This window comes from Roseixanthobacter psychrophilus (assembly GCF_043195195.1).
Lineage (GTDB): Bacteria > Pseudomonadota > Alphaproteobacteria > Rhizobiales > Xanthobacteraceae > NCEH01.
This window is the reverse complement of sequence record NZ_JBAFWT010000007.1, coordinates 1-24,636: the sequence shown is the minus strand read 5'-3', so window position 1 is coordinate 24,636 and position 24,636 is coordinate 1. Positions and strand designations below refer to the sequence as shown.

Genomic DNA, 24,636 nt, shown 5'->3' with positions numbered 1-24,636 from the left:
AGCGGGAGCGTTTCTTGGCCGTCGTCCTTCCGTTCGAGCCGACCGACCCATCCATTGACGCCCTCGTCCGTCTCGTGAAGACGGACATGGAGCGGGTGAACGCCACCATTCTGACCCGGACGGGGTCGGATGTGGCGATGATCCCCGAGGTCGCGAACCATCTCATCTCCGGTGGCGGAAAGCGGTTGCGGCCCATGCTGACCCTCGCCTGCGCGGCGCTCAGCGGCTATCGCGGAGAAGGCCATGTGAAGCTCGCCGCCTCCGTAGAGTTCATGCACACCGCCACCTTGCTCCACGACGACGTGGTGGACGAGAGCGACATGCGGCGCGGTAAACTCGCCGCCCGAAAGCTCTGGGGCAATGAGGCGAGCGTGCTGGTGGGCGACTTCCTGCTGGGGCAGGCGTTCAAGATGATGGTCGAGGTCGGCTCGCTCCAATGCCTCGACATCCTCTCCAACGCCGCCTGCGTGATCGCCGAGGGCGAAGTGATGCAGCTCGCCGCCGCCAAGAACACCGAGACATCGGAGGACGATTATCTCGCCGTGATCCGCGGCAAGACGGCGGAACTGTTCGCCGCTGCCTGCGAGGTCGGGGCGGTGCTTGGCGCCCGCCCGAAAGCGGAACAGGGCGCCTGCCGCTCCTATGGCATGAACCTCGGCATCGCCTTCCAACTGGTGGATGACGCGCTCGACTACGGTGGCAGCCAGGCCAAGCTCGGCAAGAATGTCGGCGATGATTTCCGCGAGGGCAAGATTACCCTGCCGGTGGTTCTCGCCTTCCGCCGTGGCGATGCGCAGGAACGCGCCTTCTGGCAGCGCAGCCTGGAGCAGAGCGCCTGCGACGATGCCCAGCTCGATCAGGCCATTGGCCTGCTCACCAAGCATCGGGCGCTGGTCGATACCATCGAGCGCGCACGCCATTACGGCGCCATCGCCAAGGATGCCCTTGCCTTGTTCCCGCCGGGAAGCGCCAAGGATGCGTTGATGGAAGCGGTGGATTTCTGCATTTCCCGGGCCCATTGAGCCCGCATCTGTCGCTTATCGCGCCCGTTTTCGGGTCACCTATCGTCACAGTCAGTTTCCGCTCAAACTGTTGCTGCGGTGCGATGGTGTGGAAAATTTGATGCGTATGGCCGGAACTCCGGTTCCACCGCGACAGGTCCAAGCTTAAGGTAACTGCGGTTTTTCGGCGTGCGGGGGGCACGATAGATGACCGCGATTACCTACGACGTCGTCGACAATTCCAGCTTCCTCGACGCGAACGCGTTCCAGCTCGCAACCGACCAGCAGTTTACGGACGCACGCGCCGGCAGCCAGACCAACGCCCTCTTCGCGTCGCTCTACGGTGCCACCAGCGTCACCGCCGCGACCGGGACAGACGCGCTCATTAATGTGGCGCTGACGCTGAACCGGGCGAACGATCCCACGGCCCTGCTGGAAAGCTCCTGGGCCGAGCGCCAAGTGGCCCTCGCCAGCCAGACCGAGGTCTGGAATACCTATGGCGCGAACCCGCTGACCTACCAGGCGGTCATCGACTACATCACCGACTCCGCGAACGGGATCGGCGCAAGCGCATTGCTGACGGATGCGGGTTACATTTCCTCTGCCCAGTCCCGCACCATCTGGCTGCAGCTCACTCCGGCCCAGTTCGAAAGCCTCTTCAACACCCCGTTGCTGGAGGTAAAATCCGATGACGGCACCTTCTACGCCTGGGCCGGCAACCTCTCCATGCCCGACGCGATCTCCGCAAGCGTGCGCGGCCTCTGGGTGGACGAGAACGTGTCCGTCGGGACGCCCGCCGTGGCGGCCGGCGTCACCGCATATGCACCCCAGGCGGGCAACCAGGGCATCGGAAATGGTGGCAACGAGGTCACCTCGACGCCGGCCGTCATCGCCGATGCCTATAATTTTCCGCTCGATTCCAGCATCGCCACACCGGCCATCGCGCTCGTCGAACCCACCACGCAGGATCCCGCCGCTCTCCTGGCCGCCATAAACGCCTATCGCGCCGCGCTCAATCTGCCGGCGGTGACGGCCGAGCAATTCCAGGTCCTTCCTGGAGCCGATCCCGCAGGTTGGACCGGCTTCATCGACGAGACCGCGCTCGACATATCGGTGGTCGCGTCCGCCGCCCCGAACAGCACCCAGCTGCTCTACAGCTTCGTTGGCCAGACCCATTTTACCGCCTATCAGCAGGCCGTCTGGGACCTGCTCAACAATCCCGGCATCCTCACCTCCTCGTTCCCCGAAGACGCCGAGCCCACCCCCAATTCGCTTTTCTATCTTGCCTATTCGGATCTGTTCACCGACGCGGCCTTACGCAACATGTCGGTTTTTCTCTCGTCCGGAGACGGTGGCTCGCAGACCGAATATGGCACCGGCAGCCCCTTGCTGCGAACCTCGCACACGGTTTCCACCGCGATTGTGGTGGGCGGGACGTCCATCAGCACGCTCGCCAGCGCGCAGTCCGACCCGACCCTCGCCACCGGAGTGCCCGCGACCGATCTGGTCGCGCAGGTGATGTCCGATACGCCGAACCTGGATCTGCTGATGGCGATGACCGCCGCCGGCCTGACCACACTCCCGACCAACATGGTGGCGAACAGCGACCCGACGCAGACCGACCCTTTGCTGCGGTTGTTCGAGACCACCTGGAATGCTTATTACATCAGCTACAACAAGCACGGCGAAGGCACGCTCGATCCCTCCTACAGCTCCAATAATTCCAGCAGCGGCGGCGTCGACACCACCCAGAGTACGCCGAGCTACCAGACCGACTATGGCCTGACACCGACCAGCATCGGCGCCACCGTCGCGGTGGGTCGCGGCGCGCCGGATGTGTCGGCGCTCGCGTCGGGGAATGCCTATTATTACGTACTCAGCAGCGATTACATCACCGATTCGAGCGTCAGCTTGACCCATGGCGACGGTGGCACCAGCGCGGCAACGCCCCTCTGGGCCTCGCTGACGGCACAGTTCGACGCCATCTTCGAGAACCAGAATCTGCCGCAGCTCGGCTATTATAACGACCTGCTTTATATGGCCGCGGCCATTGCCCCCGGCGCGTTCAACGACATCTCGCTCGGCAACAACATCTCCACCTATTACGTGGCGACGAAAGACACCCCGGGCGCGGTCTTGGACGAGAACAGCGGCAATTATGTCGTTCCAACCGGCCTCGGGTTCGATGCCGAGTCGGGCTATGATTACACTACCGGGCTCGGCTCCCCGAACGGCTTGCTGCTTGCCCGAGCCCTGACCGCCATCGCCCATTCGCAGATGTATTCCGATGCTCCGGCCGTGCTTGGCATCGTCGATGCCACCCATGGGGTGAGTGACGCGAGCCAGACCCTGCTGGTGCAATCGCAGGGGTTGGACGGCAGCTTCTCCCTATCGGCGGGCGGCCAAAGCTTCACGGCCCAAGGCGGCGGCAGCGATCTGGCCTGGACCAGCCGGCTCGCTCAGCAATCCCTGCAAAGCGATTTCGACCCCGACCTCGTGCGCATCTTCGACGGGGTCGGGCAGGCAACCCCCGGCTCGATCCATGTGGCGAACGGCGCCACGCTCTCCGCGACCTCAGGCACAGATGCCCTAGCGCTCTACCAGGCTGCGCTGACCTCGGCATTCGGGTTCGCCGCGTTCGGAACCGAGGACGGCGCCGTGACTCTCGCCCGCCCGGTCGCCATCGCCGAGACCGCCGGCGGCGCCAACACGCAGGACGTAGTGGTCCGCATCCGCCAGAACGGCGCGGACGAGACCCACCTGACCTTCTATAAGGTGGATGATCTCAACGGCGATATCGGCGGCCTCGCGCCGGGCGCGGCCGGCTATGCCGAAGCAGCGCAGGCCCGCGCCTATCACACCGTCGACGGACAGACCTCCATCGACAGCCCAGGCTGGGGCAATTATGCCCAGACCGAGATTGCCAGGGTCAATGCCGGCGACATCATCGCCATGAAGCTCACCAACGGGGCGAACACCTTCTGGGCATTCGCCCAGGCCAATGAGCAGGCGGACGGCGCGGGCGTGACCCATCTATGGAGCTACGGGCTCAACACCTGGGGCTGGGAGGATCTGGCCGGCGGCGGCGACCACGATTTCAACGACCTGATCGTTCAGCTCGACTTCACCAGCACCAGCGGCGACGGCTGGCTGATCTGATAAGGCATTTTCCCGACGTTCCGCGCCGCCGGCGGTCCGGCGGCGCGCCTCAGCCGCGCGGGGCGAACACGATCACCGCCGCCCCCGCGAGGCACAGGGCGGTGCCGAAGGTGTCGAAACGATCCGGCCGCACACCCTCAACGGCCCACATCCAGGCCAGGGATCCAAGGATATAGACGCCGCCATAGGCCGCAAACGCCCGCCCGGCGGCCTGGGCATCCACCAGCGTCAGAGCTCCGGCGAACAGCACGAGGCTGGCGAACCCCGGCACAAGCCACCAGGACGATCCGCCACTGCGCACCACGTGCCAGAAGGCAAAGCAGCCGGCAATTTCAGCGAGCGCAGCAACGCCATAGGCCAGAAACGTCATCGCAACACCGTGGGACGGACCCACCAGGAAGGTTGAGCCGCCTGCATCGCCTTGGCGAGCCCGGCGGCCTCCCGGCAGGTGTCGGTGAGCGCGAAAACCGTGGCGCCGGAACCGGACATGCGCACGAAGCGGGCGCGGGGATCGGCGTTCAAGAGCTCTTTCACGCAGCGGATCTCCGGCGCCACCGCCTCGGCCGGCGGCTCCAGATCGTTGGGCATGCCGGCGAGAAAATCCATCAGCGCCACACGATCCGCCGGCACCGCATCGGGATGGGGCGGCCCGGACAGATTTTCGCCCGCCCGCAGGCCGAGCGCGCGGAACACCGGCGCGGTCGGCACCGCGACGCGGCAGTTCACCAGCACCGCGGGGAGCGGAGGCAGGTCGAGCAGCGGCGAGAGAACGTCGCCCACCCCGCGCATGATGCGGGCGCGCGGCAGGAGACAGACCGGAACGTCCGAGCCCACCGCCTGCGCGGCCAACAACAGACGCGGATCGCCGAAGGAAATGCCGTTGAGCTGCGCCAGCAGGCGCAGCGCCGCCGCCGCATCGGACGAGCCGCCGCCGACACCGGCGGCCACCGGAAGGCGTTTCACCAGGTGAAAGCGCCCAAGGCGTAGCCCTTCGACTCGCTCAAGCAAGGCGTCGACGGCCCGCAGCACGAGATTTTCCCCTTGGGGACCGGCCTCCGGTGCGGTCGGGCCGGTCACGGTGAGCCCAAATGCCGCCTCTGGCGCTAGGGAAAGCAGGTCGGCTGCCCCTGCGAAGCTCACGAGACTCGCGAGATCGTGAAACCCATCTTCGCGCCTGCGAAGCACGCGCAATGTCAGATTGACCTTTGCCGGGGCCCGCGCCACAAGGTTTTGCATGATTTCGGCTTATGACGCGACCGTCTTCCGACCGCAAGCGGCATCGAAAGGCAGAAACCCTGACGTAACTTGCGAGGTCGACGGAAAGCCGCCATCCTCCCGCCATGTGGCGCGGTTTTTCTCAGCCCCACGCTCCTTCCAGGATTTCCGCCCGGTGAAGATTTCGCTCATTCGCTCGTCCATGGCCGTCGCGGCCGCTTTCTGCGTGTCGTTGATGACCGTGGCGCCCGGCGCCGCGCGGGCGGAATTCCCGCCGCCCGCCGACGCCACACTCTCCGGCAGCTATCTGGCCGCGCGCCTTGCCGGCTCCGAACGCGACACCGAGGCGGCCGTCGCATATCTGCGCGCCCTGCTGAAGCTCGATCCGCGCAATGACGAGGTGGTTGAACGCGCCTTCTTCGCCATGCTGGTGGACGGCGACGTAGAAGAGGCGATGCCGCTCGCCGATCGGCTGGTGAAGATCGATCGGTCGCACCGCATCGCCCGCCTCGCTTTGGCAACCCGCGCCATAAAGGCGTCGAAATACCAGACTGCCCGCACCAATCTCTCGCTGTCGGTCCGCGGTCCGATCGGCGACCTCACCGCCACCTTGATCGCGGCCTGGACCATGGTCGGCTCGGGCAATGCGAAGGGCGGGGTCGAACTGATCGACCGGCTGCAGGGTCCGGACTGGTATGCGAGCTTCAAAAACCTCCATGCCGGGCTGATCCTCGACGCCAGCGGCAACAAGAAGGAAGCCGGCAAACGCCTGGAGCAGGCGATGAAGACCGAGCCGACCACGCTGCGCGCCATCGACGCCTATGCCCGCTGGGCTTCGCGCAACGGCGAGACTGACGCCGCCATCGCGGCCTACAAGAATTTCGACAAGATGATGCCGCGTCACCCGCTGGTGGAAGCGGCGCTGGCGGAGCTTGAGGCGGGACGCCAATTGCCGCCGCTGGTCCGCACGCCCCAAGAAGGCGCGGCCGAGGTTCTCTACGGCCTCGGCGCCGCCCTCGCCCGCCAGGGCGGCGAGGACCTGTCCCTGGTCTATCTCCAGCTTGCCCTCTGGCTCGATCCCGATCATCCGCTGGCCGGCCTGACCCTTGCCGATCTGTACGAGCAGCTCAAGCAGCCGGACAAGGCGATCCAGGTCTATGAGAAGATCCCCGCCGCCTCGCCCCTGAAGCGCAATGCCGAGGTGCAACTCGCCATCAATCTGGATGCCACCGATAAGTTCCCCGAGGCGCGCAAGCACCTGGAAAGCTTGATCAAGGCCAATCCGAAAGACCTGGAGGCGCTGGTCGCGCTTGCCGGCATCGAGCGCGGCCGCAAGATGTTCGGCGAATGCGCCGCCACCTACACGAAGGCGCTGTCTCTGCTCCCGGACCCGACCCGGTCCAATTGGGCCCTGTTCTACTTCCGCGGCATCTGCAATGAGCGCTCCAAGGACTGGCCGGCCGCCGAGGCCGACCTGAAGAAGGCGCTGCAGCTGTACCCTGACCAGCCACATGTGCTGAACTATCTCGGCTATTCCTGGGTGGACCAGGGGACCAATCTCGACCAGGGCATCGCCATGATCCGCAAGGCCGTGGAGCTTCGGCCCGACGACGGCTATATTGTGGACAGCCTGGGCTGGGCCAATTTCAAGCTTGGTCGCTACGATGATGCGGTCTCCGACCTTGAGCGCGCCGTGGAGCTGAAGCCGCAAGACCCGGTCATCAACGACCATCTCGGCGATGCCTATTGGAAGGTCGGGCGCCGGCTGGAGGCCACGTTCCAATGGAACCACGCCCGCGACCTGAAGCCCGAGCCGGAAGACCTGGATAAGATCGTCAAGAAGATCAAGGACGGCCTCGACACCACCGGCGCACCCGCCGACCCGGCCGCCATGAAGAAGGTGGAAGACGCCAAGCCGCAGGACACCAAAGCCTCCGTGAACGTACCCGCCGTGGATATGCCGAAAGCTGATGTGCCGAAGGCTGATGCATCTAACGCCGATGCGCCCAAGGCCAATCTGCCCAAGACCGATGCGCCCGCGGCAATCCCCGCCCCCGCCGAGGCTCCGAAGGCCGAGGGACAGAAGAGCAACTGATGGCTTGAGGCGCCGCAGGCACTCGAACAATCCCGAGAAGAGGGGCCGGATGGCCCCTTTTTAATGCTCCAGTTCCATCACCGTACGCGGCGCGGCCGGGAGCCCAACGGCTGCGCCGTCTTGACGATGGAGAGCAGGGCGGCGGCGGCGCGCGACTGATAACGCTCCGCGTGGCGCAGCACATGGAATGGCCGCTCTGGAAACACCAGCGGCGCGGCCCGCAAGGTCTTCGCCCGAAGGCCGGACTCGGCAACCAGCCGCGAGATCACTGTCGCGCCGCCCGCCGCCACAGCGCTGATCACCGCCTCATTGGAGGGCAGTTCCAAAGTCACGTTGAGGCTCGCCGGATCGACCCCATAGGCGTGGCACGCCGTCTCGAAGATCTGCCGCGTGCCTGAGCCCTTCTCCCGCATTACCCAGCGCAGCCGGGTGAGATCTGCGGGCGCCAGATGCGTGCAATCGAACAAAGGCGAGCCGCGACCGAGCACCAGAACCAATTGGTCATCGGCGGCGGGAACGCGCGCCAGCATTGGCTCCTCGACATTGCCCTCGACGAAGCCGAGGTCTGCAGCCCCGTTCAACACGGCCTCCGACACCTGGCTGGTATTGCCGATGGTCAGGCTGAGGGTGATATCGGGGTATTCGGTGCGGAAAACCTGCATCAACGGTGCCAGCCAGTAATTGCCGATGGTCTGGCTGGCATAAAGCGAAAGCGAGCCGCGCCGCAGGCCGGAGAGGTCGGCGAGCGCGCTTTCGGCCTGCCGTACGCGGCCGAGAATTTCGGCGGCCTCATCGCGCAGCAGGGTCCCAGCCGCGGTCAGCGCGATGCGGCGGCCGACCCTGTGGAATACCTGCATCCCCGTACTCACCTCCAACGCGGCGATGGAGGCGCTGACCGCGGACTGAGTCATGTGGAGTTCCTCGGCGGCCCGGGTCATGTGCAGGCGATCCGCTACCGCCAGGAATACCCTCATCTGCTCCAGAGTCATGCACCGCTCCGTTCGGGTCAGGTGAAGGCGACGATTAGAACAAAGGCGAACGCGCTGATGAACAGCCACGCCATCGCACCGAGCGCAAGCGGGCGTCAGCCCTTCCAATCACAGCCATGCGGGCTCCAATCCAGCGCGCGAAGCAGAATGTCTCCATCAGTGTCGCGACGACGATGCCGAAGGCGGTCAGGCCGATCGTCGGACGCAGCGCATAAGGCCACCAACCCTGACGGTGCACAGGGCGAGGCTTGGCGAGACCTCCACCGCGCCGCGCACCGCTGCGGTTCATAGGGCCGTGAGAACTCGGCAATTTCAGTCATATCGGATGCCCTCGTTGCTTTGCAATAACGTCGGGGCGCATGTTCAATATGCACAACGAATTATAATTATATAATCAATCGAAAAATCAGATCGATCAATTTCGGCCATGGGAGCCATGTGACAAAAGGGGCGGAACAAAGACGCCGCCCCGGGGTTGGCACCAGAGTACGCATTCAGATATTTGACTTGACCTCCAATCGATGGCGCGGCGACGTAATGTAATCGTGGATGTAAAAAGCAAGGTGCGTTGCGAATTAGATCACCGAACAAACGCATTTCGGGAGGTAAGAATTGCCGGCGGAGGAAATGGGGAGCGCCCAGCGCTGGGTCTTGAACGTGGGGTCGGGGCCAGCCGGCCGCAGCAAGCTTCACACCGCTTTTCACCGGCGTGAATGGACCGAAGTGCGGCTCGATATCGAGCCGCGCGTTGAACCCGACATCATTGGATCCATGGTGTCGATGCCGCAGATCAAGGACGGTACGTTCGACGCCATCTGGTCCTCACACAATATCGAGCATCTGCACGCCCATGAAGTACCGCTAGCCATGGGCGAATTTCGCCGGGTTCTGCGCGGGAACGGGTTCGCGCTGATTACTTGCCCAGACGTCGCGGCGATCGCCAAGCTGGTTGTTGAGGGACGGCTGGAAGATGTCGCTTATGTTTCGCCCGCGGGGCCAATCACCGCGCTCGACATGTTGTTCGGTCATTCCGCATCGATCGCCGCCGGGCAGATTCATATGGCGCATAATACCGGCTTCACGCTCAAACGATTGGCGGATAGGCTGGTTGCGGCAGGTTTTCGTGAAGTGCGGGCTATGAAGGGCCCCTCCTACGATCTTTGGGTGGTCGCCCTTGCCGGGACCATGGAGCTTGCTGCGTCTTGCCTTGAGGGCACCGGACAGGCCGCACTGTTGCGCGATCCCACCGAGGCGGCTCCTCGCGAATTGACAGCCTAGCGCGCACCATGGACATCCGCCCGTGAGCATTGCAACGGGCCACCATGGCCTTCTGGACGAGGCCTGGGCGGATCCCGCCACCCTGTTTAGACGGGCATCCGCCACTGATGAAGAGGCTGCGCGCCCACTGATCGCCCTTGCCGAGGCAGAGCGCGTCTGCCGGAGCAAGTTCCTCGACGAGCCGTCCGACCTGTTGCAGCTTGCCCATGCCTATCTTGTCCTGGGCCGCTCGGACGGTGCGGCGCGCGCCGCGCGGCGGATCCTTGAGCTTACGCCCGATGATCCCTCAGCGATGGCGATCCTGTTCGGCAATGGGACTCTCCCCGAGCGCGAACGCGCCGCCCTAGGTCTCGCCGGAGCCGGCATCGACACGGCCCTGCGCATCGCGGCGTTGCGGGCCTTGAGGGCCGCCGGCCACCAAGCCTTCGCCCATCTCAACTGGTCTGGTAATCGGCTCGCGGGATTCGCGGCATGGCCGCCGGGAGCGCAGGCGACCCTCATGCTTGTGACACCCGACGGCACCGAATCCTGGCTCCTCGATCCCGAAGTCGGCCATCCGCTTGCGACGGCCTTCGGCCATGCGGCCGAGATCGATCTGCAACTCGCGTCCATGGACGCGCATGTGTTCGTGACTGTCGCCGGCGCACGCTATGGTTTGCTGCGCCAGACCGCGCCCGGGGCTGCGCTGGTCCGCCGCGCCGCTGCCCCGGACGATGGGCACGGCGAGACGCTGACCATCCTTATTCCAGTCTATGACGATGTGGCGGCGACAAAGCGATGCATCGACAGCGTGCTCGCCCACCGGCCCTCGCCACAGACGCGGGTGCTTCTCGTGGCCGACGACCCTCCCGACAGCGCCCTGCGCGCGTATCTCTCCAGTCTCGCCGAACCGGGCTTGGAGGTCCTGCACAATCCGCTCAACCTCGGCTTCGTCGGCGCGGTTAACCGCGGCATCGCAGCCACGCCGCACGGCGACATCCTGCTGCTTAACGCCGACACGGTGGTGCCTGCTGGCTTCGCCCAGCGTTTGCGGGCCACGGCCTATGGATCGCCCGATATCGGCACCGTGGTTCCTCTGTCGAACAATGGGGAGTTCGTGAGCCTGCCGGTGCCGTTCCGCGCCAATCCCCTACCCTCGCTCGTCGAGATCGATCGCATCGACGAAAGCGCTCAGCGCGTCAATTCCGGTATGGTGATCGACCTGCCGAGCGGCATCGGCTTCTGCCTCTACCTGACCCGGCGCTGCCTCAACGATGTCGCCCAACTCTCCGGCGGGTGGGGACGTGGCTATCTCGAGGACGCGGATCTCTGCCTGCGCGCTCGCGCCTTCGGGTGGCGCAACGTGTGCGCGACCGACATCTATGTTGGTCACGAGGGCACGCGCTCGTTCAAAGAGGAAAAGCGCGGCCTTGTGGTGCGCAATCTCAAGCGCATCGGTGTGGCCTTCCCGGCTTATGAGGCCGCGTGCGGCAGCTTCGTCGCGGCCGATCCGCTGCGCACGGCCCGGGCCGCCATCGAGGCGGAGCTTTCCCCGCCGCCTGGTTCCGTGCGCCTGCTGATCCATGGGCCGCGCCTCGCCGATGCCGCCGAGGCGTTGCTGCGGGAAGAGGAGCGCCTTCCGGGTGTGGTGTCGCCGGTGCTGCAGGGTGCAGTCACGGGGCGCGCTGGCGCATTCTCACTGACCCTGACCGCACAGAGCGGCGGGTTCCCGCAAAATTTGCGATTTGACCTGGAGGCCGAGGACGGACCGCGTGCACTCGTCGCTGAGCTTGGGCGTAGGCCGATTGCCACCGTCGAGGTGCTCGGCCACGAGCCCTTGCCGGAGCGCCTATGGCAGGTGCTCGCGGGCCTCGGCACTGCCGTGACCATGCGGGTGTACAGCCTGCGCGGCCTCTCCGGCATCACAGGCCGGATGTGGCCCGCCTTCACGGAGCCTGCGGTGACGGTGGTCCTTCCCGCCAACGATCAGATCGAGCAGTCGCTACGCGAGCAGCGGTTGGCGCTGCCATGGAAGGTGCACGCGGCGCCGACCACCTTCCGCCGTTTTGACCGCGCCAGCGTTCCGCTGAGCGAAGCACCGGTCGGCGTGCTGCTGCCATATCCTGCCCCGGGGGCCCATCTGCTGGTGCGCGACTTGGCTCTCGCACTCCGGGCGGCCGGCGGTGGGAACGCCCTGTTCGTATTCGGCAACAGTCTCGACGACCGTTTCCTCGGCAGCCTGCCTGACATGATCGTGCTCGGAAAGGTATCGGCTGAAGAGGCGCCAGCCCTGATGGCGGCGCTGGAAATTGGCCGCACTGTGATTGTCGACCGCGATGCCATCGGCCATCCCCTGGCGCAGGCGGCGGGGGAAGCGGCCATGCCCTGCGCCTTTTTCGGCACTGGCCCCGGCGCGCAGGGCGATCTAATCCTTGCGCCAGATACGGCAAATTCCGAAGCTGCACAGCAGATCGCAGATTGGATCAGGAGTCGCTTTCCGGCATGAGACCCGTGCTTTCAAGCGCCCCCCTCGCAGATGCCGTCGGCACGCCGATGACCTGCGGCGCCCGCGCCCTGTTCGGTGCAGTCGGCGAACAGGGCTTTGCCGGCTTCGTCATCGACCCCGAGGACCTCACACGCCGTCATGTGGTGGAACTGCTGGTGGACGGCGTGCCGACCCAGGTCATGCGCGCAGACCTGTTCCATCCCGTGCTGGCTGAGGCCGGCATAGGCGACGGCTGCTATGGCTTTCATTTCCATGTGCCCGCCCTCTTGCTCGCCAGCGCCGCGCGCTTCGAGGGTCGGCTTGCCAATGTCGAGGAGCATTTGCCCGCAACCGAGGCACCGATCCCGCCCGGCGAGGCGGAACGGGGCAATGTGGAATGGCTGGGCGGGCTGCATTTCCGCGGCTGGATGCGCCGGCCTCGTCCGGGTGAAAATCCCGAGACGCCCCGCGTTCTGGTCAGTGTGGATGGGGTCCCGGTGCGCGACGTGCCGGCAGATCTGTGGGCCGGTGCTTTGGCGGACGGCCTCCTGCAACCCGTACGCGGCTTCGACATAGAACTACCGGACACGCTCGCCGATGGCCGGGTGCATCATGCGACCTTCGTCGTCGATGGACAGATGCTTGGCGCCGGCGCGACCGCATTCCTGGCCCTTGCCACCCCCTTAAGCCAGATCCTCGCCGACCACTTGCCACAAGAGACAGGCGGGCCCGCCGCTGAGGCCGTTCGTGTCGAACTGTTCGACACGCTGTTTCCGCCGTGCCTCCCTTTCGCACAGTACGACGCTTGGCGCGCGGCCCTTCCCGCTCTCCCCGCCGCCTCCGAATTGGGCGAGAGCGATCGTGTCGCGCTGGTGTTTCTGGGGGACGAGGGGCTGGACGCCTCGCTCGCAGCGCTGAATGGGGAGCCTGGACATTGGGTCGCCGGTGCGCTGCCGAGCGATGTCGCCAAGGCCGCGTTCGATCCCACGCCCCTCTCCGCTTTCATGGCCGGAGATGCCCACGACAGCGTGGCCTTTGCTTTCCTGCCGGCGGGGGCAAGACTTCACCCAGGCGCCCTGGCGCGGATCGGACGCGCGCTGCAGGCTCATCCCCGGGCCATCATGCTGTTCGCCGACGTGGATGTGGAAGAGAACGATGGCCGAGTCTGGCCGCTTGCCTTTCCGGCGGCCGATTATGAGCGCAGCCTGGAACAAGGATTTGCAGGCCGGTGCTTCGTGCTGCGGGCGACAGCCCTTCGCACCGCCATGAAACGAGGTGCCAGCACGATCTTTCGCCTTGCCAATTTCATCTATGATTTCCATCCGCTGCCCCCGGGAGCGATCGTCCATCTTCCGGGACCGCTGGCGTGCCTTCCCGCCGCCTGTCTGCGCCAGGGACACGCGGCGCTCAACCGGGCCACGGCCGAGCATCTTGCCGCCACGAAGCAGGACTCTCGCCAGGCGATCGCCATCGGCGAGTGCCTTCCGGCGCTTCGTGTGGCACGCGCCGCACGCCGCGAACTGGTCAGCCTGGTGGTGGATGCAGCCTCGTATCCGGCCCTTGCCGAACGCTGCCTGAAGGCCGCATTGCCGGCCCTGCGGAGGATCGACGGCGAATTGATCGTCATCCTTCCACCCGGCAAGGTCAACGCTACGCTGGAGCCTTTGTTGAAGCAGATGTCCAGAGTAAAGGCGCTGCAGCGGCCAGATCCGCGCAGCACAGCGACCTTCAACACCGCGATCTCCGCAGCCGAGGGAAAGGCGTTGATTTTCCTCGCCGGCGCCATGATGCCCGGCAGCGAAGACTGGCTGGATGAATTGCGCTGCCGCCTGGATGGCCGGGACGCCGGCGCAGTCGCACCCGTCGTGGTCGATGCGGCGGACCGAATCTGTGATGCGGGCTATGTACTCGGGCCAGGCTTCGAAGCGGTGCGCGCATTTACCGACCGGCAGGTGTCGGATCCCGGCTATGGCGATATGCTGCGTGTGGCGCATGAAGTGGGCGCGCTCAGTTTCGATTGCGTCGCCTTCCGGCCGGCAATGATCCGCGAATTGGGCGGCCAGGACGGGATGCGCTTTCCCTTGTTCTTCGGCGGCATCGACCTGAGCCTAAGGCTGCGGGCGAAGGGCTTGCGGCTGGTGCTCACACCAAATGCCGTGCTCCGCGACCTTGGGCCGGGCCGCATCGCCACGTCGGACCTCGGCCGCTCGCCCCTTGCTGCGGCTCGCGCGCGGGAATTGCGCACCCTGCGGGCCAGATGGGGCGAGGTTCTGGCCGACGATCCGCTCTTCAGTCCGATTCTCGCCCGTGCGGGCGCGAGCTATGGCGCATTATGCTGGCCAGCTGTACGGCCCGCCCCCCGCATTTCGTTGCCACCCCAACCACGTGACTGGCCGCTAAGCCTATAGACCAGAGCATCTGGTCCCACCGCGCGCACCTGCTCGCATGAAGAATACCTAGCCGCGATAAATTGGAGTCAGGTTAGCCGTTTGAGGCTTCCTGCGCGGCTCAACGCTCGCGCAGCGCCGTAGAGACACGGTCCACCAACGGGCTGACAAGATATTGCAGCACAGTGCGCTTGCCAGTCGGCATGATGGCCGTTGCGGTCATGCCCGGCATGAGCTTGTCGTTGATTTCCGCTGGAATTGAGCGGCGATCGACATCTACCTCAACCGCGTAATACGGTGCGGAAGTGGCTGAATCCTGCTGCGCATCGCCGGTCACCGTGCGCACCTTCCCCATCATGATCGTGCTGCCGTAGGACTGGAACTGGGGCAACTGGATCTGCACTTCCTCACCAAGCATGACGCGGTCGATATCGACCGTCGAGACCCGCGCACGGATCACCAGCGTATCGGAGGCGGGGACGATATCCATGATCGGATCGCCCGCCCGGATGACGCCACCGATGGTGAAGACCTTCATCTGCTGGACAATACCGGACACCGGCGCCTTAATCTCCACCCGCGATAGGCTGTCTCCCGCAACGACGATCTGCTGGCGCGCATCGCTGATGGTCTTTCGCACATCGGACACCATATTGGCGGCTTCCTGACGATATTCCTTCCGCAATTGCTCGGCCTGAGCCGTCAGTTCCTGGATTTTCTCCCGCGCTTTGGCTTCGGCCACGGAGGAAGCATCGATTTGCGCCTGCATCGCCAATTGCTGGCGTTCCGCCGCTGCCACGCGTGGCACCGAGACCAACCCCTTGACCTGCAGTTCGCGCACCGCTGCCAATTCCTGGTTGATGGTCAAGAGTTGATCCTGGCTGTTCTTGTGCTGGATCTGCGCCTGCTCGATGTCGCGCTGCGCCTGCAGATTCTGCGCGGCGACGACACTGAGAGCCCCGCGCAGGGTATCGCGGCGGCTCTCGAACTGCTTCTTGTTGTCATTGACTGCGTCGGCCACCAGAGGGTCGTGCACCATCGCCAGCACCTCAGGTGGGAAAGTGATGGTTTCGGCCATGTTGCGCTGGGCTTCGAGCCTCGCCTCAAGTGCCAGCGCCTGTGCCAATTGCTTGGTATAGAGCTGCTCCGTCGCAGCACTGCGGGTGGGATCGAGCCGAACCAGCACGTCGCCCGCATTCACGACGCTCCCGTCTCGCACCAGGATCTCGCTGACGATCCCGCCTTCCAGATGCTGGATGGTCTTGCGATTCGACTCCACGGAAACGACGCCCGACGCAATCACCGCCCCGTCGATACGAGAGAACGCCGCCCAGACGAACAGCACCACGACCGTCACTGACAATACCAGATAGCCCCAGGAAAGCGTGGACTTCCAGTCGCTCGGCGCCTCTGGCGCCTTGAGAAGATAGCTATTGTCGAGCATCAGGCTTCCCGGCTGTCCCGATCGCCGCCGATCACCGTCAGGGCTGGAGTCGCCTTCAGGCGCGGCAGGCGGTTGACAATATTATCCCGGTCCCCGTGCGCTTGCACGGCACCGCCGTTCAGGACGAGCAGGTCGTCGCAGAAGGCCAGCAGGCTCATGCGGTGGGTGATCAAAATCACCACCTTTTCGGCGGATCGCAGACGCTGTATCGCGGTTCCGAGTGCCTGCTCGCCGACCGAGTCCAGATTGGCGTTGGGTTCGTCTAGAACGATCAAATAGGGATTTCCGAAAACCGCTCGCGCCATCGCGATCCGCTGACGCTGCCCGCCGGAGAGCACGTAACCGCCTGGTCCGATGGGCGTGTTGAAGCCCTCCGGCAAGGCGCGGATCACGTCCTGCACCCCAGCAAGCTCCGTTGCTTCCACTAGCATCTTGGTGTCTTCGCACTGCACCGGATCGAAGCGAGCAATGTTCTGCGCCACCGTGCCGGGCATGAATTCGATGTCCTGGGGGATATAGCCGACGAGGCGACCGAGTTCATCCGGATTCCAATGGATGAAATCGTGGTCCCCCAACGAGATCGTGCCGCGCCGCGGCGTCCAGACATTCACCAGGAGCCGCGCGAGGCAGGATTTTCCCGCCCCCGAGGGCCCAACGATGGCGAGCACCCGTCCCGGGTAGACCGTAAACGAAACATCGTTGATGATCACCTTGTCAGAGCCGGGAGCCGCGCCCCATACGCGCGAAACCACCAGCGGACCATCCGGGCGCGGCAACGACAGACGCGGTGTGCGATCGGCGCCCAATAGTGCGAGATCAAGGCGATGGCGCGCCTCGGGAAACTGGCTGATCCGCTCCCAGTTCGAAATCAGGCGCTCGATCGGATAGACGCCACGCACCATCAGCATGAGTGCGATGAACATGGCGGTGTTGGCCACAAGTTCATTTAACACCAGCACCGCGCCAATCGAAAACACGATGACATAGATGGCTGCATTGATGAAGCGTGAGGCCGTCCGTACCATGCCGGCCCGCCGCCCCGCCTCCTGCCTCCAGCCCAGCATCGCTGAGTGCAAGAGATGCCAGCGCTCGCGTAGCGGTGGCATCATGCCGAGCGCCCGGGCCGATTCCGAATTGCGGGCCATGGCAATACCGAACTCACTCGCCGCCGCAGCAACTGCGACATAGCGCTTGCTATCCTCGCGCACCACCCATTGGTTAAGCAGCGACATCAGGCTGACGATCAAGATCAGCGTCAGTGCCACCACGCCGTAAACCCAATGGATCATGAACAGGCATGCCACAAGCACTGGAGACCACAGGGCGTCATACACCGCCGTGACGACGGGACCCGTGAGAAAATCCCGGACAAAGTCGAGATCCGCCAGTGTGGTGGGCGTAAATCGATTCGCGGCGTCTTCGCGGTGCAGCGTCGCAAAGAAGGCCTTGCTCAATCGCATGTCGATGGCGATGCCGAGCCGCCCCAGGGCCTTGTCTCGCACATGATCCACCAGGGCGCCCATGGCCACCAGAAAGATCGCGATGATTGAAAGCAGGGCCAATGAGTTAAGGCTTCGGCTGGGCAAAATCCGCATCGAAACCAGTTGGCCGAACAACGGCCCGACCAGGAAGAAGATCGGTATGAACATGCTGATGGCAAATAAAGCCACATAGGCCGGAACGAGATCGCGGATCGCTATGAACGTCGGGGAACTGGCCTGTTTCATAAACAATCCCGGATTTTCTCACTGCCAACATAGCATATTGCTGCGTCGCGGTCAGACGTTTGTCGCAATGCCCGGACCGACCTATGCCAGAAGCTCATCTGTCAGCTGAAGTTGCCGCTGCACGCAATCGACGACCGCATAGCGCTGAACCACGCTCGCGCGCGCCTGCCGGCGGATGCCGTCAAAAGCGCGCGGCTGGTTCAGAACCTGGATCATCCGCTCAGCGAGATGCTGGGGCGAGAAGAAGGGGCTCAGAAAGCCCGTCCGCCCGTCATGTATCACCTCGCGCACCGGCGCCGTGTCCGATCCCACCACGAGGCAGCCCGCGGACATCGCCTCCAGCAGCGACCAAGAGAGAACGAAAGGGTAGGTCAGATACGCGTGGACGGCTGAAACCTGCAGCACCTTGAGAAACACGGGGCGCGGCACCCACCCCAGGAAGATCACCCGCGAAGCGTCCAGTTGCCCGGCGACCTCGGACGTATAGACCTCACGCCACGTTCGTCCATCCACCGATCGTCGCCCGTAGGAGATCTCGTTGCCGCCGACAATGACCACCCGCGCGTCGCGATGCGCCGCCAGCACTGCCGGCAGGGCGCGCATGAATGTGTGGAAGCCGCGGTAAGGCTCCAGATTGCGGGCAACAAAGGTGATGATCCTTTCCCCGGCCCTCAGCGTGCCCGCTCCACCCGGTAGCATCAGCTGTGCGGTCGGGTCCGGGCGAGCCTCATCGACATCGATCCCGTCGTGGATAACCTTGATCTTCCCGTGCAATTCTCTGGGATAGACGCTGCGCTGCCATTGCGTGGGCGCGACACCGCAATCGGCCTGCAGCAAGGACAGCGCCATGGTGGCGTTGTTCATTTCAATGCGCACCAGGCCATCCACGCCGAACTGTGCAAACTCTGCATCGAATCCCACGTCGGCCCCATGGGCGCGATAGAAAAATTCGCAGAACATGACGATCTTGGCCCGCGGAAAAATGGTGCGAAGCGGCAAGGTCTCGCCCCAGCCGGGATGGGCGAAGATGATGTCTGGCTCGATCCCCATGCTGCGGATCGAATTGGCTAGGTAAATGACCTGCTCGGCGCGGTAGCACTCGCCATTGAACCGGCGGGCAAAGGGATGAACGCCCTCGGCGCCGTGGGTTTCCGGCTCGTAGCTGTACTTCAGCAGCTTCACCCCGGGCAGGCTCGTCGCGCTATTGGATCCGAAAGCGAACACCCGCCAGCCTTCGCGCCCCGCAAGAGCCGAAGCCAGATGCCGGTATTGAGCGGGGAAGCTGTTATGGACGAACAGAGCTGTGGGCATGTTCAGGCGGGTTCCTGCCATGCCTGGGACAGGGCATCGAGCGGCACCATATCGCTTTCGTCCATGGCGAAATTCAGCCCTTCAAGCTTTCCTGGATCCGCAACCGCCGTGACAGCCGGGCCGCCCTGCGCCGGCGTCTCGATGCGGTGCACCTCCATGCCCAGGTTGGCATCAAGCATTCTGCGCGAGAACAACAGGCTGAATAGCAATTGGGAACCAAGCATGTTGGGCTTGGTCAAAAGCGCGGCGCGCGCCGCCGTCACCCCTGCGAGGCGTTCGGTAGCTACAGTCCACAAGGTGCCGCCGCCGCGCGTCGGACCGATGGGCAAAAGCAGGTCGGCAAGGAGCAATTGCTCGGCCGCCGCTGAAAGGGGCGTGGTTCCTGCCTCAAAGCGCAGCAGCAGGCGAGCGATATCGGCGACCGCGGGGCTCAGCTCCCCATCTTCCGTCATGACGGCCGCCCCGCCCTCGGGGGCCTCCGCAAGAAGGGTGTCGGATATAAGCACCTTGGCGTTGCCGCCACCGGCAGGCGCTGGCTCGACGGCAAATGGTAAGCAGCGTAGCCGAATGGGCACATAGGGTCGCATCCACCGCCCCTCGCCATCCAGCAGGCGATGGCGCAGGAGGCGCGACGACAGTCCGGCCACCACCTGGACCCGCTGACGCGCCGTCTCTACCATAATCGGGAGGTGGTGGGCCGTCTGAAGCAGCTCGCTATCGCCCAGGGCGACCCGCTCCAGCCCTTCAACGAAGCCGAAGGTGCGCGGGCGCATCCAGTGACACGTCTCGCTCTGGCGCAGGGGTCGAAACCCGAAGATATCCTCATCCACGGCTGTTCATCTCACGCGGGAGCAAACCCCGCAAGCTGCTGCGGAGCAATTGCCTGACGTGCATTTTGATAGAGCACCCCGGCGCGAAAAAGGGACAGGGCGTGGGCATTCAGCAGCCGCATCCCCGCGAGGCCAAACATATGAACGAAGGGGCCGAAGACGTCGCTGGCCAATGCGGCCGGACGAAGGATGAGAAATTGCGGAAAGGGTCCCAGGGGGGGATCTGCGGGTAAACCCATATCCCAGGGTTCCAGCAGCCCGCCCGCATCAAGCGCGGCACTCATCCGGCGGGTGATGTCGTAGGCGGAGCGGAAATAGGCAGCGGCATAGATGCGCTGGGCTGACGCCCTGCTTGGGCTTCCATTCGGCGTCAGAATGGTCGCCCCAGTATTGTCGGGTTGGTCGGCCACTGCATCATCCACGAAGATGGCATCTTGAGGCTGGTCGGGCGGGCAGGCGAAGGGATAGGCCTGGAGCAAGAGCGGCAGCGCACGTACATTTCGGAGTGCAGTCTGCGAATGGCCGGCACCCAGCGGCAGAAACGACCGCAGCGCCAGAAGTTCCAGCCCCTCGGCATCGCGCAGCCAGACAAGCGGATACCAGGCGGCGAGATCCAGGGACTCCATGTGAACGGCCGGGACGGTCTGCAAATCGCGCACGACCGGATACGCGATCTGCGAATAAATGCGGCGGTGTCCGACCTCCCCTTCCAACTTCAACAGGCGCGAATAGAGCCCCTCGAACATCGAGCCACCTTCCGGGAAGCCAAAACGCCCCGGCAATGCCGGGGCGTTGAAATGGTGTCAAGCGTGTGGTGTACGCCCGGCCGATCAGCTGCCGGGCAGCGTGATGTGCTGGTTGTCCCCGGTGAAGTAAACGTCCTGCACGTTCTCCACCGTGAAGCTCTGCAGCGTCGCACCCGCACCGAACGTGATGACCGCGCCATCCGAGGTAAGGGTGACGGAGGCATCGGTCGAGTTGCGGCCGAACAGGTACAGCACATCGCTGCCATCGCCACCGTCGAGCGTATGATCGCCCAGGAAGCTGGAGACCGCGAAGGCATCGTTCCCGTCGCCACCATACATGGTGGAGGTGCCGTTCTGGATAATCGAGAAGCTGTCGTCGCCCGCGCCGCCATACAACGTGTCGTTGCCCGTGCCGGCCGTCAGGATGTCGTTGTCGGCTTCGCCGTACATCAAGTTGTTGCCACTGACCACAACGAGCTGGTCATTGCCGCTACCGCCGAACAACGTATCGAGGCCCGAGAAGCCAGTGATCTGATCGTTGCCGTCGTCACCATACAGTTCGCTCGAAACAACCGACGAGGTGATGACGTCATCACCCAGGCCGCCGTAAAGATGCCCGATTCCGCTGCCGCTGGTGGCACCGGTCAGAACGTCATCGCCTCCGTCGCCATAAAGGAAGTTTCCACCCGTGACGACAATCAGACTGTCAGCGCCGTCGCCCCCGTACAGGGTATCGGCTCCGCTGGTCCCGCCAATCAGAACGTCGTTTCCACCGTCGCCGTGCAGCAGGCTCGCCGTCGAGTGCGAATAGACAAGGTCGTTGCCGTCGCCGCCGTACAGCGTGTCGCTGCCACTGACTCCGGTTCCGGCGTTGAGGACATCGTCTCCCTCGTCGCCATAGAGCAGGTTGCTACCAAAGCCGACAGCGATGGCATCGTTGTCCAGGCCGCCGTAAAGCGTATCCTGTCCGCTGAAGCCATAAACCGTATCAACGTCGTCTCCGCCATACAGCAAGCCGTGCGTGGTGCCGGTCTGGATCAAGTCCGCACCAAGGCCACCATACAACGTGTCGACCCCGCTGCCGCTACCACCGGTAAGAGTATCCGCGCCGGCGTCGCCATACAGAAGGTTGCTGCCACCCGCCACCAGCAGTTGATCATTGTCGTCACCACCGTAGAGCGTATCCGCGCCGCTGAAGCCCGTGATCGCATCCCCGCCGGCATCGCCATACATGATCGCGTTGGTGCTGCCGGTGGCGATGCTATCCACACCGTCTCCGCCGTAGATCGTGTTCAGCCCGATCCCATTGCCGCCAGTGATGACGTCGTTGCCACCGTCGCCAAATAGCAGATTGCTTCCCGATGCGACCACCAATATGTCGTTGTCGTCTCCGCCGTACAGCGTATCCGCGCCACTGAAGCCGACGACGAAATCCCCCCGGAACCACCATAAACGATGCCGCTGGTTGAGTTTACGGTGATCACATCAAGGCCGTCGCCACCGTAGAGCGTATCCACGCCACCGCCAAAGCCGCCAGACAGGGTATCGTTGCCAACATCGCCATACAGCAGGTTGCTCCCGCTCGCGACCAGCAGCGTGTCGTTGTCATCGCCGCCGTAGAGCGTATCCGCGCCGCTGAAGCCCGTGATCGCATCCTCGCCGGCATCGCCATACATGATGGCGTTGGTGCTGCCGGTGGCGATGGTATCGACACCGTCGCCGCCGTAAATCGTGTTCAGGCCTACTCCATCGCCGCCTGTAATATTATCGTCGCCGGAACCGCCGAACAGCAGGTTGCTGCCCGAAGCGACCACCAAAAGGTCGCCGTCGCTGCCGCCATAGAGCGTATCGGATCCGCTAAAGCCAAGGATAACGTCAGAGCCGGAGTCGCCATAAAGCACGCCGGCGGTGGCGCCCGACGCCAATTGATCCGATCCGTCGCCGCCATAGAGTGTGTTGGTGCCGGATCCGCTAGAGCCCTGAAGGCTGTCGTCACCGCTATCACCGTAGACAAGATTGCTACCACCCGTCACCAGGATTTGGTCGCCGTCATCGCCACCATAAATGGTGTTAGCGCCACTGTACCCGGTAATCTGGTCGACGCCCGCGTCGCCATAAAGCAAAGTCGTTCCGTTGGACGTCAGAGAGTCATTTCCGTCGCCACCGTAAAGCGTATCAACACCAGCGCCTGTGCCGCCATAGAGCGTGTCAAGACCGGCACCGCCATACAAAAGGTTACTGCCGCTGGTCACTGCCAACTGATCGTTGTCGGCACCGCCGTACAGGGTATCCAGGCCGCTGCCGCCGTTCAACGTATCAGAGCCGGCATCGCCGTAGAGCAAGCTGGATCCAGCGCTGCTGACGGTATCGGCACCATCTCCGCCAAACAGGGTGTTGACCCCGTTTTCTGGGACTGAATTCGAGACGAGCGTATCGTCACCATACTCGCCATACAGAACGTTGCTGCCGCCCGTTGCCAACAGCTGATCTAGGCCGTCGCCGCCGTATAGGGTGTTTCCATCGCCCGCGGCACGCAACGTGTCGGCGCCATCGTCGCCATAGAGCACGTTCAGATTGCCATTGGCGGTCAAATCATCACCGCCGCTACCGGCGATAAGGGTGCCAGACGAGGCAGCCGTGATCAAAACGTCAGCACCGCTGCCGGTGACGTAGACGAGCCCTTCCAGATCGACGTCAGCCGGTAGCGATGCGAAAACATTTTCGGACGTTTCGTAGATCACAGCATCGACGCTGGAGTCGGTGGGAATAAAGCCCGCCGAACCGCCTGTGCTGGTGAACGCCTCGATCGCCGCGGCGCCCGAGGGATAGACCCCCGCTTGCGTGAGAGCCGCGATAATCTCGGCCTCTTGCGTGGGCGAAATCGCTCCACTCTCGGTCAGAGGGGCCCAGCCCTGCGGCTCATCCCCGTTAACAAGCTGTGTTTCTGTAAGATTATAAAGAGCCATCAAACACCCCCACCACGCCGTTCGCCGTCAGCGTGACGAAAAAAAGAAAAGGTTAGACTGATCCTGCCCGAAAGACACGAACCTTTGCCGCCGCTTCGCGCGTCACAGATGACGCCCCCGCTGCGATTTTCGCCTCGGCCCTCGAAAGGGCCAAACACAACCCGACCATCGGATCACGATCCGACAAGCCGACCAACTCAATGTCCTGTCCGGTGCGCGAAACGATTGGAGACCCAAGGAACAAGGCTTCCGCCCGAACCTGAGACTCCCCACCACGCACGCGCAGCCTTATCCCCAGCAGCGGGGTTGCACGACCGCGAGAGCCCGCAAAGCTGCCCGCGGTTGCCCAGGGCGACCATTGTACATTGCGGCCGCCACTCAACACCTGATACTCAAGACCGAGCGCGCTCGGCGCCCCGACCACAGCCACACCCTCGATCGGCAAGGGTGCCGCAGGACCGCCAAGCCATTCGCCAGCGCCAACCCGCACATCGCCGCGACGCGCCAAATGACCCAAAATCTGAATGGAGGCCCCATCGGTCTCGTTTTGAATGACAGCAGCACCGGGCGCCACGGGCCCACCCGCGGTAACCCGCGAAACACCTTCAAGCGTCACGCGTGCATCGAGCGAACCGCCGGGCTCCATGGCCCGAACCTTGATCTGCACGCTGGCAGATCCGACGGACCGGATGACGAGCGCAGCCCCGGGAGCGACAAGGACGCCTGACGCCGAGCGCGGATCGCCGATCAGCGTCACGACCTGCTGAGCCCGAGCATCACATGCAACTTCTACGAGCGGGGGCAACCTGGTATTGCCGGCTGAGGCGTAGCGCAACACATAGAGCCCCGGCTCCACATTCACGCTCGACACTCGAATGTCGCCACCAGCCGCCACTGACGCCCCCATTTGTCCCAGAATTCGCCGTGTTTGAAATATGCCCGCCCACCCTCCCGTCGTCAACCACTGAATGCTTTGGCGCGCCCCACAAGCTCAGCAATAACAGGGATTTGTGGTGCTCAGTAG

At 64.0% G+C, this 24,636-nt stretch carries 16 protein-coding genes and 1 pseudogene; 6 read left to right on the top strand and 11 right to left on the bottom strand.

Features of this window, described 5'->3' with window-relative positions; translation table 11 throughout:
- Positions 1 to 14: 14 nt before the first annotated feature.
- Positions 15 to 1,022, top strand: a complete 1,008-nt coding sequence (locus tag V5F77_RS09220; RefSeq protein WP_429005051.1) for a polyprenyl synthetase family protein — start codon at positions 15 to 17, stop codon at positions 1,020 to 1,022.
- 186 nt (positions 1,023 to 1,208) lie between these two features.
- On the top strand, positions 1,209 to 4,160 hold the full coding sequence (locus tag V5F77_RS09215) for a DUF4114 domain-containing protein (RefSeq protein ID WP_429005050.1): 2,952 nt from the start codon (positions 1,209 to 1,211) through the stop codon (positions 4,158 to 4,160).
- 49 nt (positions 4,161 to 4,209) lie between these two features.
- On the opposite strand, the gene V5F77_RS09210 is transcribed toward V5F77_RS09215, so the two are convergent.
- Together V5F77_RS09210 and V5F77_RS09205 are read right to left on the bottom strand one after the other, a co-directional pair.
- Positions 4,210 to 4,530 (bottom strand): YnfA family protein, encoded by a 321-nt coding sequence (locus tag V5F77_RS09210; protein WP_429005049.1) that lies wholly within the window; start codon positions 4,528 to 4,530, stop codon positions 4,210 to 4,212.
- Positions 4,527 to 5,396 carry a 4-(cytidine 5'-diphospho)-2-C-methyl-D-erythritol kinase gene (locus V5F77_RS09205; protein WP_429005048.1) on the bottom strand — a complete coding sequence of 290 codons (870 nt, stop codon included), beginning with the start codon at positions 5,394 to 5,396 and terminating at the stop codon, positions 4,527 to 4,529. Before V5F77_RS09205 ends, V5F77_RS09210 begins: the two co-directional genes overlap by 4 nt.
- Before the next feature lie 181 nt (positions 5,397 to 5,577).
- Between V5F77_RS09205 and V5F77_RS09200 the strand changes: the two genes are divergently transcribed.
- Positions 5,578 to 7,470, top strand: coding sequence for a tetratricopeptide repeat protein (locus V5F77_RS09200; protein ID WP_429005160.1), 1,893 nt, complete (start codon positions 5,578 to 5,580; stop codon positions 7,468 to 7,470).
- Between the two features lie 77 nt (positions 7,471 to 7,547).
- On the opposite strand, the gene V5F77_RS09195 is transcribed toward V5F77_RS09200, so the two are convergent.
- Positions 7,548 to 8,459: a LysR substrate-binding domain-containing protein gene (locus V5F77_RS09195; RefSeq protein WP_429005047.1), complete on the bottom strand. Its 912-nt coding sequence runs from the start codon at positions 8,457 to 8,459 to the stop codon at positions 7,548 to 7,550.
- Between the two features lie 627 nt (positions 8,460 to 9,086).
- On the opposite strand from V5F77_RS09195, the gene V5F77_RS09190 reads away from it, so the two are divergent.
- The 3 genes from V5F77_RS09190 to V5F77_RS09180 are packed head-to-tail and all read left to right on the top strand — an operon-like array spanning position 9,087 to position 14,609.
- The gene (locus tag V5F77_RS09190; protein ID WP_429005046.1) at positions 9,087 to 9,737 is read left to right on the top strand and encodes a class I SAM-dependent methyltransferase; all 651 of its coding nucleotides are present in this window, start codon (positions 9,087 to 9,089) and stop codon (positions 9,735 to 9,737) included.
- 22 nt (positions 9,738 to 9,759) lie between these two features.
- Positions 9,760 to 12,222: a glycosyltransferase gene (locus V5F77_RS09185; protein WP_429005045.1), complete on the top strand. Its 2,463-nt coding sequence runs from the start codon at positions 9,760 to 9,762 to the stop codon at positions 12,220 to 12,222.
- Positions 12,219 to 14,609 carry a glycosyltransferase family 2 protein gene (locus tag V5F77_RS09180; RefSeq protein WP_429005044.1) on the top strand — a complete coding sequence of 797 codons (2,391 nt, stop codon included), beginning with the start codon at positions 12,219 to 12,221 and terminating at the stop codon, positions 14,607 to 14,609. The genes V5F77_RS09185 and V5F77_RS09180 overlap by 4 nt, the downstream gene beginning before the upstream one ends.
- A gap of 100 nt (positions 14,610 to 14,709) precedes the next feature.
- On the opposite strand, the gene V5F77_RS09175 is transcribed toward V5F77_RS09180, so the two are convergent.
- From V5F77_RS09175 to V5F77_RS09140, 8 genes and pseudogenes are all read right to left on the bottom strand, one after another.
- Entirely contained in the window at positions 14,710 to 16,032 is a 1,323-nt protein-coding gene (locus tag V5F77_RS09175) for an HlyD family type I secretion periplasmic adaptor subunit (protein ID WP_429005043.1), read from the bottom strand.
- On the bottom strand, positions 16,032 to 17,759 hold the full coding sequence (locus tag V5F77_RS09170; RefSeq protein ID WP_429005042.1) for a type I secretion system permease/ATPase: 1,728 nt from the start codon (positions 17,757 to 17,759) through the stop codon (positions 16,032 to 16,034). The genes V5F77_RS09175 and V5F77_RS09170 overlap by 1 nt, the downstream gene beginning before the upstream one ends.
- Positions 17,760 to 17,840: 81 nt before the next feature.
- A complete protein-coding gene (locus tag V5F77_RS09165; RefSeq protein WP_429005041.1) occupies positions 17,841 to 19,070 on the bottom strand; it encodes a glycosyltransferase in 1,230 nt (409 codons plus the stop codon).
- 2 nt (positions 19,071 to 19,072) lie between these two features.
- A complete protein-coding gene (locus V5F77_RS09160; RefSeq protein WP_429005040.1) occupies positions 19,073 to 19,900 on the bottom strand; it encodes a SapC family protein in 828 nt (275 codons plus the stop codon).
- A gap of 11 nt (positions 19,901 to 19,911) precedes the next feature.
- Positions 19,912 to 20,646, bottom strand: coding sequence for a SapC family protein (locus V5F77_RS09155; protein WP_429005039.1), 735 nt, complete (start codon positions 20,644 to 20,646; stop codon positions 19,912 to 19,914).
- A gap of 84 nt (positions 20,647 to 20,730) precedes the next feature.
- A complete protein-coding gene (locus V5F77_RS09150) occupies positions 20,731 to 22,017 on the bottom strand; it encodes a calcium-binding protein (RefSeq protein WP_429005038.1) in 1,287 nt (428 codons plus the stop codon).
- Between the two features lie 233 nt (positions 22,018 to 22,250).
- Positions 22,251 to 23,612, bottom strand: a pseudogene (locus tag V5F77_RS09145) (calcium-binding protein); the annotation flags it as partial.
- Positions 23,613 to 23,664: 52 nt separating this feature from the next.
- Positions 23,665 to 24,483 carry a hypothetical protein gene (locus V5F77_RS09140; RefSeq protein WP_429005037.1) on the bottom strand — a complete coding sequence of 273 codons (819 nt, stop codon included), beginning with the start codon at positions 24,481 to 24,483 and terminating at the stop codon, positions 23,665 to 23,667.
- Positions 24,484 to 24,636: the final 153 nt, after the last annotated feature.